At 61.9% G+C, this 15,678-nt stretch carries 16 protein-coding genes; 9 read left to right on the top strand and 7 right to left on the bottom strand.

Annotated elements, in window-relative coordinates; all coding sequences use genetic code 11:
- Positions 1-185: 185 nt before the first annotated feature.
- Both NH195_RS05275 and NH195_RS05280 read left to right on the top strand, forming a co-directional pair.
- Positions 186-686, top strand: coding sequence for a fasciclin domain-containing protein (locus tag NH195_RS05275; protein ID WP_066704191.1), 501 nt, complete (start codon positions 186-188; stop codon positions 684-686).
- A 55-nt stretch (positions 687-741) separates the two neighbouring features.
- Positions 742-948 (top strand): DUF378 domain-containing protein, encoded by a 207-nt coding sequence (locus tag NH195_RS05280; RefSeq protein ID WP_066704194.1) that lies wholly within the window; start codon positions 742-744, stop codon positions 946-948.
- Positions 949-1,017: 69 nt separating this feature from the next.
- Here the strand turns inward: NH195_RS05280 and NH195_RS05285 are convergent, their stop codons facing one another.
- Positions 1,018-3,159 (bottom strand): malate synthase G, encoded by a 2,142-nt coding sequence (locus NH195_RS05285; protein ID WP_066704196.1) that lies wholly within the window; start codon positions 3,157-3,159, stop codon positions 1,018-1,020.
- 188 nt (positions 3,160-3,347) lie between these two features.
- Between NH195_RS05285 and pepN the strand changes: the two genes are divergently transcribed.
- From pepN to NH195_RS05300, 3 genes are all read left to right on the top strand, one after another.
- A complete protein-coding gene (gene pepN, locus NH195_RS05290; protein WP_066704198.1) occupies positions 3,348-5,897 on the top strand; it encodes an aminopeptidase N in 2,550 nt (849 codons plus the stop codon).
- 207 nt (positions 5,898-6,104) lie between these two features.
- A complete protein-coding gene (locus NH195_RS05295; protein WP_066704199.1) occupies positions 6,105-6,563 on the top strand; it encodes a c-type cytochrome in 459 nt (152 codons plus the stop codon).
- A gap of 17 nt (positions 6,564-6,580) precedes the next feature.
- Positions 6,581-7,180 carry a cytochrome b/b6 domain-containing protein gene (locus tag NH195_RS05300; protein WP_066704203.1) on the top strand — a complete coding sequence of 200 codons (600 nt, stop codon included), beginning with the start codon at positions 6,581-6,583 and terminating at the stop codon, positions 7,178-7,180.
- A 47-nt stretch (positions 7,181-7,227) separates the two neighbouring features.
- Here NH195_RS05300 and NH195_RS05305 read toward each other — a convergent pair whose 3' ends face one another.
- Positions 7,228-7,683: an Lrp/AsnC family transcriptional regulator gene (locus tag NH195_RS05305; RefSeq protein ID WP_066704205.1), complete on the bottom strand. Its 456-nt coding sequence runs from the start codon at positions 7,681-7,683 to the stop codon at positions 7,228-7,230.
- Entirely contained in the window at positions 7,680-8,138 is a 459-nt protein-coding gene (locus NH195_RS05310) for an Lrp/AsnC family transcriptional regulator (protein WP_066704207.1), read from the bottom strand. The genes NH195_RS05305 and NH195_RS05310 overlap by 4 nt, the downstream gene beginning before the upstream one ends.
- A 148-nt stretch (positions 8,139-8,286) precedes the next feature.
- On the opposite strand from NH195_RS05310, the gene ilvC reads away from it, so the two are divergent.
- From ilvC to NH195_RS05330, 4 genes are all read left to right on the top strand, one after another.
- Positions 8,287-9,309, top strand: a complete 1,023-nt coding sequence (gene ilvC / locus NH195_RS05315; RefSeq protein WP_066704210.1) for a ketol-acid reductoisomerase — start codon at positions 8,287-8,289, stop codon at positions 9,307-9,309.
- Positions 9,310-9,379: 70 nt separating this feature from the next.
- A complete protein-coding gene (locus tag NH195_RS05320; RefSeq protein ID WP_066704214.1) occupies positions 9,380-10,300 on the top strand; it encodes a DMT family transporter in 921 nt (306 codons plus the stop codon).
- A 48-nt stretch (positions 10,301-10,348) separates the two neighbouring features.
- Positions 10,349-10,750, top strand: a complete 402-nt coding sequence (locus NH195_RS05325; RefSeq protein WP_066704220.1) for a hypothetical protein — start codon at positions 10,349-10,351, stop codon at positions 10,748-10,750.
- 83 nt (positions 10,751-10,833) lie between these two features.
- Entirely contained in the window at positions 10,834-11,289 is a 456-nt protein-coding gene (locus tag NH195_RS05330; RefSeq protein ID WP_066704223.1) for a hypothetical protein, read from the top strand.
- 77 nt (positions 11,290-11,366) lie between these two features.
- Here NH195_RS05330 and glmM read toward each other — a convergent pair whose 3' ends face one another.
- From glmM to NH195_RS05350, 4 genes are all read right to left on the bottom strand, one after another.
- On the bottom strand, positions 11,367-12,713 hold the full coding sequence (gene glmM, locus NH195_RS05335; RefSeq protein WP_066704226.1) for a phosphoglucosamine mutase: 1,347 nt from the start codon (positions 12,711-12,713) through the stop codon (positions 11,367-11,369).
- Positions 12,703-13,731, bottom strand: coding sequence for a dihydropteroate synthase (gene folP / locus NH195_RS05340; protein WP_066704228.1), 1,029 nt, complete (start codon positions 13,729-13,731; stop codon positions 12,703-12,705). Before folP ends, glmM begins: the two co-directional genes overlap by 11 nt.
- Position 13,732: 1 nt before the next feature.
- Complete coding sequence (locus NH195_RS05345; RefSeq protein ID WP_066704231.1) at positions 13,733-14,638, bottom strand: dihydroneopterin aldolase; 906 nt, start codon at positions 14,636-14,638, stop codon at positions 13,733-13,735.
- Between the two features lie 156 nt (positions 14,639-14,794).
- Positions 14,795-15,475 (bottom strand): cell wall hydrolase, encoded by a 681-nt coding sequence (locus NH195_RS05350; protein ID WP_066704233.1) that lies wholly within the window; start codon positions 15,473-15,475, stop codon positions 14,795-14,797.
- Between the last annotated feature and the right edge of the window lie 203 nt (positions 15,476-15,678).

A 15,678-nucleotide genomic window follows, 5' to 3' on the forward strand; every position in this document is an offset into this window, starting at 1 on the left:
CCCCCCAAAGTCGTGTTTGTTTGACCTGCGGTGTCGACCTTAGCAGATAATTTTTACCACAGGTATAAAGTTTATATCATCACGCAAATGTGCATGTTGTGAAAAACATTTTGCACCAAAATAAAATCATCGAAAAACACAGCCCTGCTACCGTACCCGGTGCGGGACGACTTTAGGAGGAAAACATGCCGACCCCGAAACGCACCTTTGCCGCCGCCCTGACCGCTCTGTCGCTGGGCCTGTCTCTGGGCTTCTCCGCCCCGGCCTTCGCCGATGACATCGTCGACACCGCCGTCGCCGCAGGCGATTTCACCACCCTGGCAACCGCGCTCACCGAAACGGGCCTTGTCGAGACGCTCAAAGGCGATGGCCCGTTCACCGTCTTCGCCCCGACCGATGCCGCCTTCGCCGCCCTGCCCGAGGGCACACTCGAAACGCTGCTCATGCCCGAGAATAAGGACAAGCTTGTGCAGATCCTGACCTATCATGTCGTGCCCGGCAAAGTCATGAGCGGTGATGTGGTCAAGCTCGACAGCGCCACGACGGTCGAGGGAGGCGACGTCATGATCAAGACCATGGAGGGCAAGGTGATGATCAACGACGCCACCGTGATCGCGGCGGATGTGGCCGCCGACAATGGCGTCATTCACGTGATCGACAAGGTGATCCTGCCGTCGGACATGTGACCCTACGGCCCGCCTTGCCGTCTCACGCAACACCTGTTTCATAGGAAAAACCACCATGACTGCACTGAATATCCTGACCCGCGTGCTGCTGATCGTCGGCGGCCTCAACTGGGGTCTCGTCGGCCTGTTCGGCTTCGACCTCGTCGCGGCCATTTTCGGCGAGATGTCCGCGCTCTCGCGCATCGTATACACCCTTGTGGGGCTGAGCGCGCTCTATCAGATCACCACGCTTGTCAAACCGGCCCCGGCCCACGCGCACTGATCCAAGAGTTGGAAAGGGCGGCTCCCCGCGCCGCCCTTTCCATTTTCTCAGAATTCAAGACAAAGCTTGTCAGGCCTTCGCTTTCAGTTCCAGACGCCGCGCATGAAGCACCGGTTCCGTGTAGCCCGAGGGCTGCACCCGGCCCTTGAATACCAGATCGCAAGCCGCCTTGAACGCGATTGTATCAAACGACGGCGCCATCGGCACATAGAGCGGATCGTCCGCGTTCTGACGGTCCACGACGGCGGCCATTTTCTGCATCGCAGCCATGACTTGCGCCTCGGAGACAACGCCATGGTGCAGCCAGTTCGCCAGCCCCTGCGACGAAATCCGGCAGGTGGCGCGGTCTTCCATCAGGCCAATGTCGTGAATGTCCGGCACTTTCGAACAGCCGACACCCTGATCGACCCAGCGCACCACATAGCCAAGGATGCCCTGCGCGTTGTTCTCGATCTCGGCGGTGATTTCGTCGTTGGACCAGTTGACGCCTTTGGCGACCGGAATGGTCAAAAGATCCTCAAGCGTGCCACGCGCGCCGCCTTTCGCGATCTCGTCCTGCACCGCAAAGACATCGACCTTATGATAATGCGTCGCGTGCAGTGTCGCCGCCGTCGGGCTGGGCACCCAGGCCGTCGTCGCCCCCGCTTTCGGATGCGCGATCTTGGCCGCCAGCATCGCCTGCATCAGGTCCGGCATGGCCCACATGCCCTTACCGATCTGCGCGCGGCCTTTGAGGCCACAGGCCAGCCCAATATCGACGTTGCGCTCTTCATAGCTCTTGATCCACGGCTGATCTTTCATCTCGCCTTTGCGGATCATCGGACCGGCTTCCATCGAGGTGTGAATCTCGTCGCCGGTGCGATCGAGGAACCCGGTGTTGATGAACGCCACACGATGCTTAGCGGCGCGGATGCATTCCTTGAGGTTCGCCGAGGTGCGGCGCTCTTCATCCATGATGCCGAGCTTGACGGTATTCGCCTCCAACCCGAGGATCTCCTCGACGCGAGTGAAGATCTCATCCGCAAAAGCGACCTCTTCCGGCCCGTGCATTTTCGGCTTCACTACATAGACAGAGCCCTCGCGCGAATTGCGCGGGCCGGTGGTTTTTTGCAGGTCGTGCATGGCGATCATCGCGGTCACCAGCGCGTCCATGATCCCCTCGCCGATCTCATGCCCCTCCGGGTCGACAATCGCCGGGTTGGTCATCAGATGCCCGACATTGCGCACCAACATCATGGCACGGCCTTGCAGGGTGATCTCCGCCCCGTCGGGCGCGGTGAACACCCGGTCGCCATGCAGCGCACGGGTGAAGGTCTTGCCGCCTTTCGTAACCTCCTCGGTCAGATCGCCCTTCATCAGGCCAAGCCAGTTGCGATAGGCGCCAACCTTTTCCTCGGCGTCCACTGCAGCCACGGAATCCTCGCAATCCATGATGGCGGAGACGGCGGCCTCCAGCAAAATGTCGGAAATCCCCGCCTTGTCCTGCTCGCCCACAGGCGTCGAAGGATCAATCACGATGTCGATATAAAGCCCGTTCTTTTGCAACAGGACATGGCCCGCGCTCGATCCCGCGAATTGCGCCGGGTCGGCCAGACCCGTCTCACCCATCGCGCCCTCCACAAGCAACAGATCGCCCTTGACGGTCAGCCCCGTCACGTCCGCCCAAGAGCCCCCCGCCAGCGGCACCACCGCGTCGAGATGCGCCTTGGCCCAGGCAATCACCCGCGCCCCACGGCTCGCGTCATAGCCCTTACCAGACGGCACATCGCCCAGCGCATCCGTGCCGTAAAGCGCATCGTACAAAGACCCCCAACGGGCGTTCGCCGCGTTCAAAGCGTAACGCGCATTGGTGATCGGCACCACAAGCTGCGGCCCCGGTTTGGTCGCGAATTCCGGGTCGATCTTCGTGGTCTCGATCTCGAAATCCGGCCCCTCGGGCACCAGATAGCCGATCTCTTTCAGGAATGCCGTATAGGCCGCCGCGTCATGGTCCTGCCCCTTGCGGGCCAGATGCCAGTCGTCGATCTTCGCCTGAATCTCCTCGCGCTTTTCCAACAGCGCCCGGTTTTTCGGCCCCAGATCGCGCACCATCCCCGCCAGACCGTCCCAGAACGCCTCCGCCGTCACGCCCGTACCCGGCAGAGCCTCGGTCTCGATGAATTGGGCAAGCTCCTGAGTGACCTTGAGGCCAGCTTTATCGACGCGCGTCATATGGGAATCACCTGAATTTGTAGGATTTCATTGCGCAGACTACCCGGCTGCCCCCGGGACACAAGCCAAAGGCCGCCGTCTTGCCGCATGGACACGCGGCGCTCTGGCCGCAAATTCCCCTGTCCGGCGTTGCAGCCCCGCCCCGTGCGGCCTACCTTCTGCGGATCACAGTCAGAAAGAGTCGCCCGATGAAAGACGCCGCCCCCCAAACGATTCACCTCAAAGATTACACCCCCTTCGGCTATCGGATCGACAGTGTGGAGTTGACCTTCAAGCTTCATCCGACCGCGACGCGCGTGATTTCGAAAATCGCCTTTGCGCCCAACCCGGCGGCCTCCGACACGCGCTTCTTTCTGCATGGCGAAGAGCTTGAGCTGATCTCCGCCGCGATTGACGGCGCGCCCGTCACCCCACGCAAGGTCGAGGGGGGCATCGAGGCGGACGTGCCCGACGCGCCCTTTGTCTGGGAGGCCGAGGTGGAGATTTCCCCCGAAACCAACACCGCGCTCGAAGGGCTTTACATGTCGAACGGCATGTATTCGACCCAATGCGAAGCCGAAGGGTTTCGCAAGATCACCTTCTACCCCGACCGCCCCGATGTGATGGCGGTCTTCACGGTGCGCATCGAGGGCGACCAGCCCGTACTCTTGTCGAACGGCAACCCGGTGGAGCGCGGCGACGGGGTCGCTGTCTGGCACGATCCATGGCCGAAACCCTCCTATCTCTTCGCCCTCGTGGCGGGCGAGTTGATCAACCATCCCGACAGTTTCACCACAAAATCCGGCAAAGAGGTCGAGCTGAACATCTGGGTTCGCCCCGGCGACGAGGACAAATGCGCCTTCGGCATGGAAGCCCTCAAAAAGTCGATGAAATGGGACGAAGACACCTACGGGCGCGAATACGATTTGGACATTTTCAACATCGTGGCCGTCGATGACTTCAACATGGGCGCGATGGAAAACAAGGGGCTGAACATTTTCAACTCCTCCTGTGTGCTGGCCTCGAAAGAGACCTCGACCGATGCCAATTTCGAACGCATCGAAGGCATCATCGCGCATGAGTATTTCCACAACTGGACCGGCAACCGCATCACCTGTCGCGACTGGTTCCAGCTTTGCCTGAAAGAAGGTCTGACGGTCTACCGCGACCAGATGTTCTCCGGCGACATGCGCTCTCACGCGGTGAAACGCATTGAAGAGGTTATGATTTTGCGCGCCCGCCAGTTCCGTGAAGACAACGGCCCGCTGGCCCATCCGGTGCGCCCCGAAAGCTTTGTCGAGATCAACAATTTCTACACCGCCACCGTCTACGAGAAGGGTGCGGAAATCATCGGCATGCTGCGTCGCCTTATTGGTGACGAGGCCTATCGCAAGGGCTGCGATCTCTATTTCGACCGCCACGACGGCGAGGCCGTGACCATCGAGGATTGGCTGGCGTCCTTCGAAGAGGTGACGGGTCGTGATCTTGCACAATTCAAACAATGGTATTCGCAAGCGGGCACACCGCGCCTGAAAATGAGCGAGGCTTGGGACGATGGCACCTTGACGCTGAGCTTCACGCAAACCACGCCGCCGACGCCCGGTCAGACCGCCAAAAACCCGCAGGTGATTCCGATCGCCGTCGGCCTCATCGGCCCCAATGGTGACGAGGTGGTACCGACCACCGTGCTCGAGATGACCGAGGCTGAGCAAAGTTTCACCTTCGAGGGCCTGGGCGCGCGTCCAGTGGCCTCCGTGCTGCGGGATTTCTCCGCGCCGGTGATTCTGGAGCGCGAGATTGACGACGCCACCCGCGCCTTCCTTCTGGCGCATGACACCGACCCGTTCCAGACATGGGAAATGGGCCGGATGCTCGCCAAGGACACGTTGATCGCGATGATTGTCCGGGATGCGGCCCCCGCCCCGGCCTATCTCGACGCGATCCGGGCGGTGCTCACCGACGAGACGCAGGACCCCGCGTTCCGCGCTCTGGTCTTTGGCCTGCCGTCTCAGGACGATCTGGCGCAGACCCTGTTCGACGCCGGGATCACCCCCGATCCGCAGAAAATCTACGACGCACGCGAAAGCCTGCGCCACACCGTTGCCCGACACTTGTCCGACGCTTTGCCGACGCTGTTCCGACCGACGGAACCCGGCACGTTCACGCCGGATGCCGAGGGCTCCGGTCGCCGCTCTCTGAGCCTTGCCGCCCTGTCCTATCTGGCGCTTCTGGACGGTGGCGCCGCCGCGACATCGCTCTTTGCGCAGGCCGACAACATGACCGAACAGGCCGGAGCCCTTCAGGCGCTCCTCTCCGCCGGGCTAGGCACGAACGAGCTGCAAACCTTTGAAACGCAATGGAAAGATGATCGTCTCGTGCTGGACAAATGGTTCACCATGCAGGTCGCTTCCGCCGCCCCCGAGAAAGCCGCCGAGGTGGCCGAGGCGCTGAGCCACCATCCGGCCTTCACCAACAAGAACCCGAACCGCTTCCGCGCGGTGTTCGGCGCGCTGTCCGCGAACCACGCCGGGTTCCATCATGACAGCGGGAGAGCCTATAAATTGCTTGCGGATCAATTGATTAGACTCGATTCCCTAAACCCGCAAATCACCGCCCGGATGAGTGGCGCTTTCGAGACATGGAAACGCTACGACGCCGACCGGCAAGGCATGATCCGTACCGAACTGGAGCGCATTCTGGCCACTCCGAACCTGTCGCGCGACACCACCGAGATGGTCAGCCGGATTCTTTCCGCCTGACCGTCGGCACCCCGCTTCGTTTGCGCAAACAGTCTGTGTTTGCGCAAACATTTTCAATCATAACAAAAAGTTGACCCGCTTTTGGAGCCCCTCCCGAGAGCTAAGGATAGATTGTCACATTCAAATTACGCAATGCTGTGACATGATCTCTGCCATCGTGCGGATTGTACGCTTTTTATTTTGTGACCAGACAGGGACCCCTATCCAATGCGTAAACTTCTCATTTCCACCGTGATCGCGGCCACCGCCGCAACCGGCGCCGTCGCGCAGGCCCCCTCTGACGTGGCAAAGGCCCGTCGCGCCTTCTACACGCTTGTCGGCTATGAAATGGCCACGCTCGGCGGCATGGCTCAGGGCAAGATCGATTACGACGCCGAAACCGCCAGCCAGTCCGCCAAGGACATCCTGACGCTCACCGGCTATCACACCGCCGATCTCTACGTGCCGGGCACCTCGAGCGAGGACCTGCCGGGCGAAACCCGCGCCAAGGCCGCGATCTGGTCCGACATGGCCGGCGTTCAGGAAAAAGGCATGGCCTTCTATCAGGCCGTGGTCGAACTCAATGACGTGGCCGGCACCGGTCTCGACGCGCTGCGCCCGGCGGTGGGCAAACTTGGCGGCACCTGCAAGGCCTGCCACGACGACTATCGCGCGGCCGATTTCTGATCGGGGCGCGGCGGGATATGACGGAACAGCTTGAAAAAACCTATGTCTGGGACCCGGTGGTGCGTGTACTGCACTGGGCATTGGTGATCGCGTTTTTCACCGCCTTCGGGCTTGGAAAATTCGGCCCCGACCAGATGACACTGCATTTCTACGCGGGCTACGCCGTGGCCGCGATCGTGGTGCTGCGTGTGCTCTGGGGCTTTTTCGGCTTTTACACCGCACGTTTCGCTACATTCGTCAAAGGTCCGGGCAAGGTCATCGCCTATGCCCGGACACTCCCCTCCGCGACGCCCTCGCGCAGTTACGGGCACAACCCGGTCGGAGCGCTGTTCGTCGTCGGCGTGCTGATCGTGCTGGCCATGCAGGTCCTCACCGGCATGCTGTCGGACCCGGAGGATTACATCAACGTCGGTCCTCTCGCGCAATACGTGCCGATCGAGACCGCACGCAAAGCGCTGTCCTATCACGAGCCGCTGTCCTTCCTGCTGCTGCTCATGGTTCTGGGCCATATCGCTGCGATCTTCTGGTACAAGAAGCGCAAAAGTGAGAACCTCGTGACGCCGATGATCACCGGCTATGCCGAACTTCCACCGGAGGAAATCCAGCACCGGACATGATCTGCAAGGCACCTTCGGGTGCCTTTTTCATGCGTCAAACTCATGCATCAAAGCGGTCCGGGCCGGCGTTCGTCGGAAAGCACCACATTGGCCTCAACATTCCCCACCCCCGGCAGGGTCATGATCCGGCGCCGGAGCACGCGTTCGAAATCCGGCAGGTCCTGCGCCACGACCTTGAGGCGGTAATCGAAAACTCCCAAGACGTGCTGCACCGTCTGCACCTCCGGGATCGCGCGCACGCCGCGTTCGAAATCTTCGAGGCTCACCCGTCCCTTCGTCGCCAGTTTCACCCCCAGAAACACGGTGACGCCAAAGCCCAGCGCCTCGAGATCGAGGTCCACCCGGCGCGGCCCAAACACACCGCCCTCTCGCAACCGCCTGATCCGCCGCCAGGTCGCGGGCTGGCTGAGACCCAACTCGCGCCCCAGAGCGCCCGCCGATTGCGTCGCATCCTCACAGAGCGCCCGGATCAGCTTGCGGTCGATGTCGTCGAGCTCGATCATAGCGGCACCGATTGGCTGTCCTTGATCGTCGCCACCTGCATCAGCGCCTCAATGTCGGTCATATGCGGCAGGGTCAGGATCTTGTCGCGGTAAATCCGTTGGTAATCCGCCATGGTGCGTGCGATCACCAGAAGCCGCGCATCGACCCGACCGAGGAAAGTGCCAATGTTGATGACCTCCGGCACCTCACGCGCCGCCTGAATGAATTCGTCAAAGGCCCGTGGTTCGGTCTTGTCGAGGGTGATCCGAAGGCTCACCTCCACCGCATAGCCCAAGGCACGCCAGTCGACCTCCTCGCGGATCGCCTTGACGACGCCCGCCTCGCGCATCCGGTCGAGGCGGCGGGCAAAGGTGGCAGGCGTCACGCCCGCGCGCTCGGCCAGATCGGAGGCCTGTGCCTCCGGTTCGGCCTGAATCTGGCGCAGAATTCTGCGGTCGGCATCGTCAACTTGCATGATATTTTCATTATGTCGATTTATTGAGAATGATTTTATTACACAAATTGCAAATTAGATCAAACTTTGTTGTCAAAAACGTCTTTTCATGCGCAATAAAGCCTCAGCCACGCAAGTGACTTGGACAAGACAGAAAAAGGAACGCCCCATGCGCGTCTATTATGATCGCGATTGCGATGTGAACATCATCAAGGACAAGAAAGTCGCCATTCTGGGCTACGGCTCGCAAGGCCACGCCCACGCGCTGAACCTGCGCGATTCCGGTGCGAAAAACCTTGTCGTCGCACTGCGTGAAGGCTCCCCCTCCGCGAAGAAAGCCGAAGCCGAAGGCCTGACCGTGATGGGCATCGCCGAAGCCGCCGCCTGGTGTGACGTGATCATGTTCACCATGCCCGACGAACTTCAGGCCGAGACCTACAAGAAATACGTCCACGACAACCTCAAAGAAGGCTCCGCGATCGCCTTCGCCCACGGTCTGAACGTGCATTTCGGCCTGATCGAGCCGAAACCGGGCATCGACGTGATCATGATGGCGCCGAAAGGCCCGGGTCACACCGTGCGCGGCGAATACACCAAAGGCGGCGGCGTGCCCTGCCTCGTGGCTGTCGACACCGACGCCACCGGCAAAGCGCTTGAGATCGGTCTGTCCTATTGCTCCGCCATCGGCGGCGGCCGCTCCGGCATCATCGAGACCAACTTCCGCGAAGAATGCGAAACCGACCTCTTCGGCGAGCAGGCCGTGCTCTGCGGCGGTCTTGTCGAGCTGATCCGTTGCGGGTTCGAAACCCTGGTCGAAGCCGGTTACGCGCCGGAAATGGCCTATTTCGAATGTCTGCACGAAGTGAAACTCATCGTGGACCTGATCTACGAAGGCGGCATCGCGAACATGGATTACTCCATCTCCAACACCGCCGAATACGGCCAGTACGTCACCGGCCCGCGCATCCTGCCCTACGAGCAGACCAAGAAGGCGATGAAAGAGGTTCTCTCCGACATCCAGCAAGGCAAATTCGTGCGTGACTTCATGCTTGAAAACGCCGTCGGTCAGCCGACGATCAAAGCCTCGCGTCGCGCCAATGACGAACACCTCATCGAGGAAACCGGTGCGAAACTGCGCGGCATGATGCCGTGGATCACCGCCGGCAAGATGGTGGACAAGTCGCGCAACTAAGCGCTACGTCATCCGAGACGAAAGGCCCCGGCGCATGCGTCGGGGTCTTTTGCATTTGAAAAGGCTCAGAATGTCTCCGCTCCCCAATATCACCCCGGCCAGTTGGATCATGGTCGGCATCCTCGGCTTTGTCTGGGGCTCCACCTTCATGGTGATCGAGATTGCCCTCACCGGCATCTCCCCCTTCTGGCTGGCCACGTTCCGCCTCGCCATCGCGGCCATCATCATGGCGGCGTTCTGGGGCGTGGACGGGTTCAAAATGGGCACGGACCCGGAGAACCCGCCACACCCGGTTGCGCTGATCTGGGCCGGGGCGATTTCCTCCGGCGTACCGTTTCTGCTTCTGAACTGGGGACAGCAATATGTCACCTCCGGTTTCGCAGGCACCTCCATGGCCGCCGTGCCGCTGGTGGTCCTTCCCATGGCGCATTTCATGGTGGCCGGAGAACGGCTGACAATCCGTTCCGTGATCGGCGTCGCGCTCGGCTTTCTCGGCGTCTTTCTTCTGGTCGGTCAGGATGCGCTGCACAGTTCCGGTGCCGATCTCGAATTCTGGGGGCGCATGGCCTGTCTCACGGTGGCGCTTTGCTATGCGCTCAACTCGATCACCATTCGTCGCCTGCCTCCGATCAACTCCACCGCACTGACCACGATCATGATGGCCAGCGGCGCGCTGATCACCCTGCCCTTCTCTCTCATAGCCGAAGGCACGCCCGGTCTGCCGCCGCTCAAAGCCTTTGTCGCGCTCATTTTCCTCGGCGTGATCTCCACCGCCGCGATGAACCAGTTGCGTGTCCTGGTGATCCGCTCCGCCGGGCCGACCTTCATGACGCTGGTGAATTATCAGGTCCCGGTCTGGTCCGTCGTCCTGGGGTCGAAACTTCTGGGCGAACCGCTGCCGCCCTCTCTGATCATCGCCTTGACGCTGATCCTCGGAGGCGTGGCGATCTCGCAATGGCCGGTGGTGAAACGTCTTTTTGCGCGGCGTTGACTTGCGGCGCGCAGGCAATCGTGACCAGATGAGCCAAAGGAGATTGCGATGACCACACCCGAACACGACGACCATATCCCCGCCGATCTCACCCCTGCCAATGAGAGCGAGATCGAGGCAGAACGCGCCCGCATGTTCACGCTCGGCTTCTGGAAAAGCCTTCTGGCGGGTCGTGAGGGTCTGGGCGACACGTTCTGGGCAGGCAATTACCTGGCCGCGCTGTTTTTCGTGCCGGTCTATGTGCTTCTGATCGCGATCCCGCCGCTTTACGGGCTGATCCCTGTGGTCTTTGCTCTGTTCGGCATCTACCTGCTGTTCGTCGCCCGCGCAGTCTGGCTCGCCAAGCCCAAAGGTGACGCGGGCAAGGGGTGGAAGATCGCAGGCGTGATCTGGACCCTGATGAACGCCGCCATGTCGCTCGCCTACACCCCCTTCACCGGCGGCTCCTGACCTCGTAAAAGCCTTAACAGGGCCTTAATTCGGGTCCGGTCTTCGTACAAAAGGCCAAGACACACATCAAATCCACGAGACCGATGCAGATCAAACCGCTCCTTGCCGCCTTGTTCCTGATGACCAGCCCCGCCGTCGCAGGCGATCTGGCTCCCGATTACGCTGTCCTCCCTCTTGCCTCGCATCATTACGGCGACTGGGGCGAGGAGGACGGTGACGATTTCAATGAATTCAACCCCGGCCTGATGTTCACTTGGGCCGAGCGTGCCTATGGGCTGAACTACACCTTCGGCGCCTACCGCGACAGCCGCTCGGACACCTCTCTGCATCTGTCCGCCGCGAAAATGTGGGACATCGGCCCGCAGGCGCAGGCCGGGATCGTCGGGGCCTATATCCACTCCTTCGGCGACGGCTACACGGGCTTCGCCCCCTCTCTACAGGTGAGCTACAAATCCGTCTTCCTCAATGCCGCGACCGGCTATGACGATGGGATCTACGGCGTGATTTCAACCGGGATCATCATCCCGCTCGGTCGCTAAGCCAGCACGAACCCTGTCACAACATGAAAAAGGCGGCCCCATAAGCCGCCTTTCTTGTCCAATTCGAACATTGGCGCTTATTGTGTTGCTGCTTCGACTGCGGCCACGACACTGTCCACTGCTGCGTTCAGAACCGCCTCATCGACACTTTCCGCCATCACCCGGATCAGCGGCTCGGTTCCGGATTTGCGAATGAGCAACCGACCGTTTCCGCTGAGTTTGGCCTCTGCATCGGCAATCGCCGCCTTGACCTGCGTTTCTTCCAGGGGCAGTTGCCCGGTCGCATAGCGCACGTTCTTCAAAAGCTGCGGCACCGGTTCGAAGACCTGCGCCAATTCAGAGGCCTTGCGACCGCTCTCCACCATGGCGGCAAGGAACTGAAGCCCCGCCAGCAAGCCATCCCCCGTGGTCGCGTAATCAGTCATCACGATATGGCCGGATTGCTCTCCCCCAAGGTTGAACCCACCCGCACGCATCCGTTCGACCACATAGCGGTCGCCGACGGCAGTGCGTTCAAGCCGCAAGCCCTCGGCCTCCAGAAACCGCTCAAGCCCGAGATTCGACATCACCGTCGCGACCAGCGCCCCGCCCGCAAGCCGCCCCTGATCGGCCCAGGTTTTCGCCATCAGCCCCATGAGCTGATCGCCATCGGCCACCTGCCCGCGCTCGTCCAGGATCATCACCCGGTCCGCATCGCCATCGAGGCAGATGCCGACATCCGCCCCATGGGCCACCACGGCCTCGGCGGCGGTCTGCACATAGGTGGAACCGCAGTGATCGTTGATATTCTTGCCATTCGGTGCGGTGCCGACGGGGATCACCTCCGCCCCCAGTTCCCAAAGCACCTCCGGCGCGGTGCGATAAGCCGCGCCATGGGCACAGTCGATCACCACTTTCAGCCCCTGAAGGCTCATGCCGCGCGGCAGGGTCGATTTCACCCGCTCGTTATAGCGGAACCGCCCGTCGTCGATGCGTTTGGCCCGCCCGATATTGTCGGCCTGCGCCGGTTCGACACCCTCTTCCATCAGCCGCTCGATCTCGCTTTCCGCCTCGTCCGAAAGCTTGAACCCGTCGGGGCCGAAAAACTTGATGCCATTGTCCTCGGCCGGGTTGTGCGAGGCGGAAATCATCACACCGACATCCGCGCGCATCGAGGTGGTCAGCATCCCGACCGCAGGCGTCGGCACCGGCCCCAGCAGGAACACGTTCATGCCCGTCGAGGTGAACCCCGCCGTCATCGCGGTTTCGAACATATAGCCCGACAGACGCGTGTCCTTGCCGATCACCACCCGGTGCTCACGCCCGCTGCCCCGGCGGAAATACCGCCCGGCGGCGGCCCCGAGTTTCAGCGCCATTTCGGCGGTCATCGGATGGCTGTTGGCGCGCCCGCGCACCCCATCCGTGCCAAAGAATTTACGCGTCATGGCGCTCCCCTGTCCCTGTCGCCGCCTGCCAAAGCGCAAGCGCCTGTTTCGTCTCTTTAAAATCATGCACCCGGTGGATCTGAACGCCCTGCCCGAGGGCCGCAAGCGACACCGCAATCGTGCCGGGCGCGCGCTCCTGGGCCACGGGAGCCTTGCCGATCTTGCCGATGAACCCCTTGCGCGACACGCCCAGAAGGATGCCGCACCCAAGACCGTGAAACAGCGAGATTCGCTCCAGAAGCGCCAGATTATGCGCCACCGTCTTGCCAAACCCTATGCCCGGATCGACGAGAACCTGCGCGCGCGCAATGCCCGCCGCCTCGGCCAAACGGATGCGGTCTTCAAGGAAATCGTAGACGTCGAGCAGCACGTTGTCGTACTGCGGATCGTCCTGCATCACCTCTGGATCGCCCTGCGCATGCATGAGACAGACCGGCGCGCCGGCCTCCGCGCTGACCCGCGCCAGATCGGGATCATGCGTAAAAGCGTAGACATCGTTCACGAGACTCGCGCCCGCCCTGAGCGCCGCTTCCGCCACAGGCGCCTTGCGCGTGTCGATGGAGATCGGCACCGGACTGATCTGCCGAATTGCAGAAATCACCGGCGCAGTGCGGCTGATTTCCTCGTCAACTGGGATGTAATCCGCGCCGGGCCGCGTGCTTTCGCCGCCGATGTCGATGATCTCGACCCCTGCCGCAATCATCTCCTGCACCTGTGCCAAAGCCGCTTCGGGACGATTGAACTTGCCGCCGTCGGAGAAACTGTCGGGGGTGACGTTGAGAATACTCATCACGGACGGGGCAGTCAGATCGAGCCCGGCCAGCACAGTGCGCGGCGCCGTCAGCCGTGCCCGGGCCTCGTCTGAAAGTTCGGACACCGGCAAAATCTCCGACGGCGCGTCCCGGCGCAGCCGTTCGACATGGCTGAACCAGCACCAGCCCCCCGCCAGCGTCAACGCCACCTCGGGCCGGGCCGGATCGCAGCTCGGGATCGGTCGGTCATAAAACGCCTGTGCCATCTCAGGACAGCTCCACCGCCGCATCGGGGTCGCGGAGCTGCGCCCCCTCGATGCCCACCGACCCGAGGCTCAGCACCTCGGTCGCGGACAATTCCTCAGCCAGCCAGGCGACCATTTCCGCGATGCCGCCCTTCGGCCCATGTACCGCATCAAGCACCAGTTTCGAGGGCGCCCAGACGGAAATCTGATCGTGTTTCATCGCCCAGTCGAGCTCCGTGCGGGTGGCCCGCACCACGCAGCGGGCATCGCGCCCGGCCAGAACCCAGGCATTCTGCTCCATCGCCAAAAGGTCGATCCGGCGTTGCGCCGCCTTATGTGCCGCTGTCGGCCAGTCGCCCGACGGCAGCCCCACGGTCAGGATCACCGGACGCGGATCGACCTCGAGCGCGTCGATCCATGCGGAAAGCCGTGCACTTGCCAGAGCCTCCGGCCCGAGATGCACGATCAGCGGATGCGGCACCGGGGCATCCATCGCCACGGCACGGCCGATCTGATCGACGCTGCGCACGATCTCGACGCCAAGCGCACCGGGGCCACGATCCAGTTTTTCGACCCGCACGAACACCCGGAAGGCCCGCGGCTCCGTCAGAATACGCTCGGCGATCCGCTCGGCGAGGGTTTCCAGGAGGTTGAGACGCTCGGCCTCAAGCTCGGTATGGATCGCCTCGGTCAGCCGGTCATAGGACAGGATGCGATCCACGTCGTCGTCGATCGGCCCGGTGACCGGCGTCAGCTCGACCACGATGTTGAAGGACACCCGCTGGCGCACGCCACGCTCGGCCTGAAATGCGCCGATTTCCACCTCCACCACATGATCGCGCAGAGAGATACGGTCCAAAGGGACGGCATCGGAGGTGGCCAGGGCGCGGGCTTCGGGGTGCTCGAAAGCCTGTCGAATTTCGGACATTGACGGTCCCTTTTGTAAGTTCGGCCCTTGCTACCGTTTTGACGGCGGCGGGCCAAGACCGAATTGCCTTCGGCAGATGCCCCGACGTCCAACGGCAAAACCCCGCCGTTTTACGGGCGGGGTCTGAAACAATTCCGTGATTTTGCGCGTTGAACGTTACGCTCGCGGCATCCGATAGAACATGTGGACACCGATTTGCGCGGTCTTCGCGAAGCTGCGCGCCCAACGCGGGCTCACCGCGCGCGTATGATAATGGGTCGCGCCCTGCGTCAGCGCGCGCGGCGCGCCGTCGAGCATGAGCCGGGCCACCTTGCCGACCTGCTCATAGGCGGCTTTCTCGCGGATCACGTCGGAATAGCCGTCACAGGTATAGGTGAACTGGCATTGGTATTTCTTGCCCGTGCCCTGATGCACCACGCCGCAGACCGTGTTCGGGAAGGCAGGGGAGGACACGCGGTTGAGGATAACTTCGGCCACGGCGAACTGGCCCTTAACGCTTTCGCCGCGCGCTTCGAAATACAGCGCCTCGGAGAGGCATTGCCATTCAGTGTCGCCGGTGGCGACCGGACGACTGTCGAGGAAAGCCTTGCTATAGTCGACCGCAGGGATGGAGGATTTCGGCTTGAAGCTTTGCAGGAGCCGCTGGATCGCGTCCGTGCCTGCCGTTTCGAGACCGTCGCGCTCCTGATCGAGAAGCGCGTTCAGTTCCATGCCGAGCACAGGGTTCGGATCGTTCGAGTGGCTCACCGTCACTTCGGCCTGCGCCGCGCCGGTCAGCGCGCAAAAACCGAGCGAGGCCAGAAGCGCGAACGCCTTGAGCCGAGCTGAGAATGTCATAAGGGCTATCCCTCCATTGCGCCCCGAAAGCGGGGCCTCACGGGTGGTTTCGAGGGGCGGACATAGGGGGAAAACGCCCAGAGGTCCACCCCAGGGCGTCCCGAGCGGTTTCCAGAGCGTCAAGCCAAAGGCAGAAACCGGCCTTCACCTCGCCAGAAATAGGCGGGGCTTCGCCTTTATTTTCAGCACTTTGTCAAAAGACT

The organism is Celeribacter ethanolicus (assembly GCF_001550095.1).
Classification (GTDB): Bacteria; Pseudomonadota; Alphaproteobacteria; order Rhodobacterales; family Rhodobacteraceae; genus Celeribacter; species Celeribacter ethanolicus.

What these genes read in the sequence shown, in the direction of transcription:
- NH195_RS05285 (WP_066704196.1), bottom strand. Translation starts at nt 3,159, where the DNA reads ATGACGCGCGTCGATAAAGCTGGCCTCAAGGTCACTCAGGAGCTTGCC.
- folP (WP_066704228.1), bottom strand. Translation starts at nt 13,731, where the DNA reads ATGGCACAGGCGTTTTATGACCGACCGATCCCGAGCTGCGATCCGGCC.
- NH195_RS05275 (WP_066704191.1), top strand. Translation starts at nt 186, where the DNA reads ATGCCGACCCCGAAACGCACCTTTGCCGCCGCCCTGACCGCTCTGTCG.
- NH195_RS05300 (WP_066704203.1), top strand. Translation starts at nt 6,581, where the DNA reads ATGACGGAACAGCTTGAAAAAACCTATGTCTGGGACCCGGTGGTGCGT.
- NH195_RS05350 (WP_066704233.1), bottom strand. Translation starts at nt 15,475, where the DNA reads ATGACATTCTCAGCTCGGCTCAAGGCGTTCGCGCTTCTGGCCTCGCTC.
- NH195_RS05345 (WP_066704231.1), bottom strand. Translation starts at nt 14,638, where the DNA reads ATGTCCGAAATTCGACAGGCTTTCGAGCACCCCGAAGCCCGCGCCCTG.
- NH195_RS05320 (WP_066704214.1), top strand. Translation starts at nt 9,380, where the DNA reads ATGTCTCCGCTCCCCAATATCACCCCGGCCAGTTGGATCATGGTCGGC.
- NH195_RS05330 (WP_066704223.1), top strand. Translation starts at nt 10,834, where the DNA reads ATGCAGATCAAACCGCTCCTTGCCGCCTTGTTCCTGATGACCAGCCCC.
- glmM (WP_066704226.1), bottom strand. Translation starts at nt 12,713, where the DNA reads ATGACGCGTAAATTCTTTGGCACGGATGGGGTGCGCGGGCGCGCCAAC.
- NH195_RS05280 (WP_066704194.1), top strand. Translation starts at nt 742, where the DNA reads ATGACTGCACTGAATATCCTGACCCGCGTGCTGCTGATCGTCGGCGGC.
- NH195_RS05305 (WP_066704205.1), bottom strand. Translation starts at nt 7,683, where the DNA reads ATGATCGAGCTCGACGACATCGACCGCAAGCTGATCCGGGCGCTCTGT.
- NH195_RS05325 (WP_066704220.1), top strand. Translation starts at nt 10,349, where the DNA reads ATGACCACACCCGAACACGACGACCATATCCCCGCCGATCTCACCCCT.
- NH195_RS05310 (WP_066704207.1), bottom strand. Translation starts at nt 8,138, where the DNA reads ATGCAAGTTGACGATGCCGACCGCAGAATTCTGCGCCAGATTCAGGCC.
- NH195_RS05295 (WP_066704199.1), top strand. Translation starts at nt 6,105, where the DNA reads ATGCGTAAACTTCTCATTTCCACCGTGATCGCGGCCACCGCCGCAACC.
- pepN (WP_066704198.1), top strand. Translation starts at nt 3,348, where the DNA reads ATGAAAGACGCCGCCCCCCAAACGATTCACCTCAAAGATTACACCCCC.
- ilvC (WP_066704210.1), top strand. Translation starts at nt 8,287, where the DNA reads ATGCGCGTCTATTATGATCGCGATTGCGATGTGAACATCATCAAGGAC.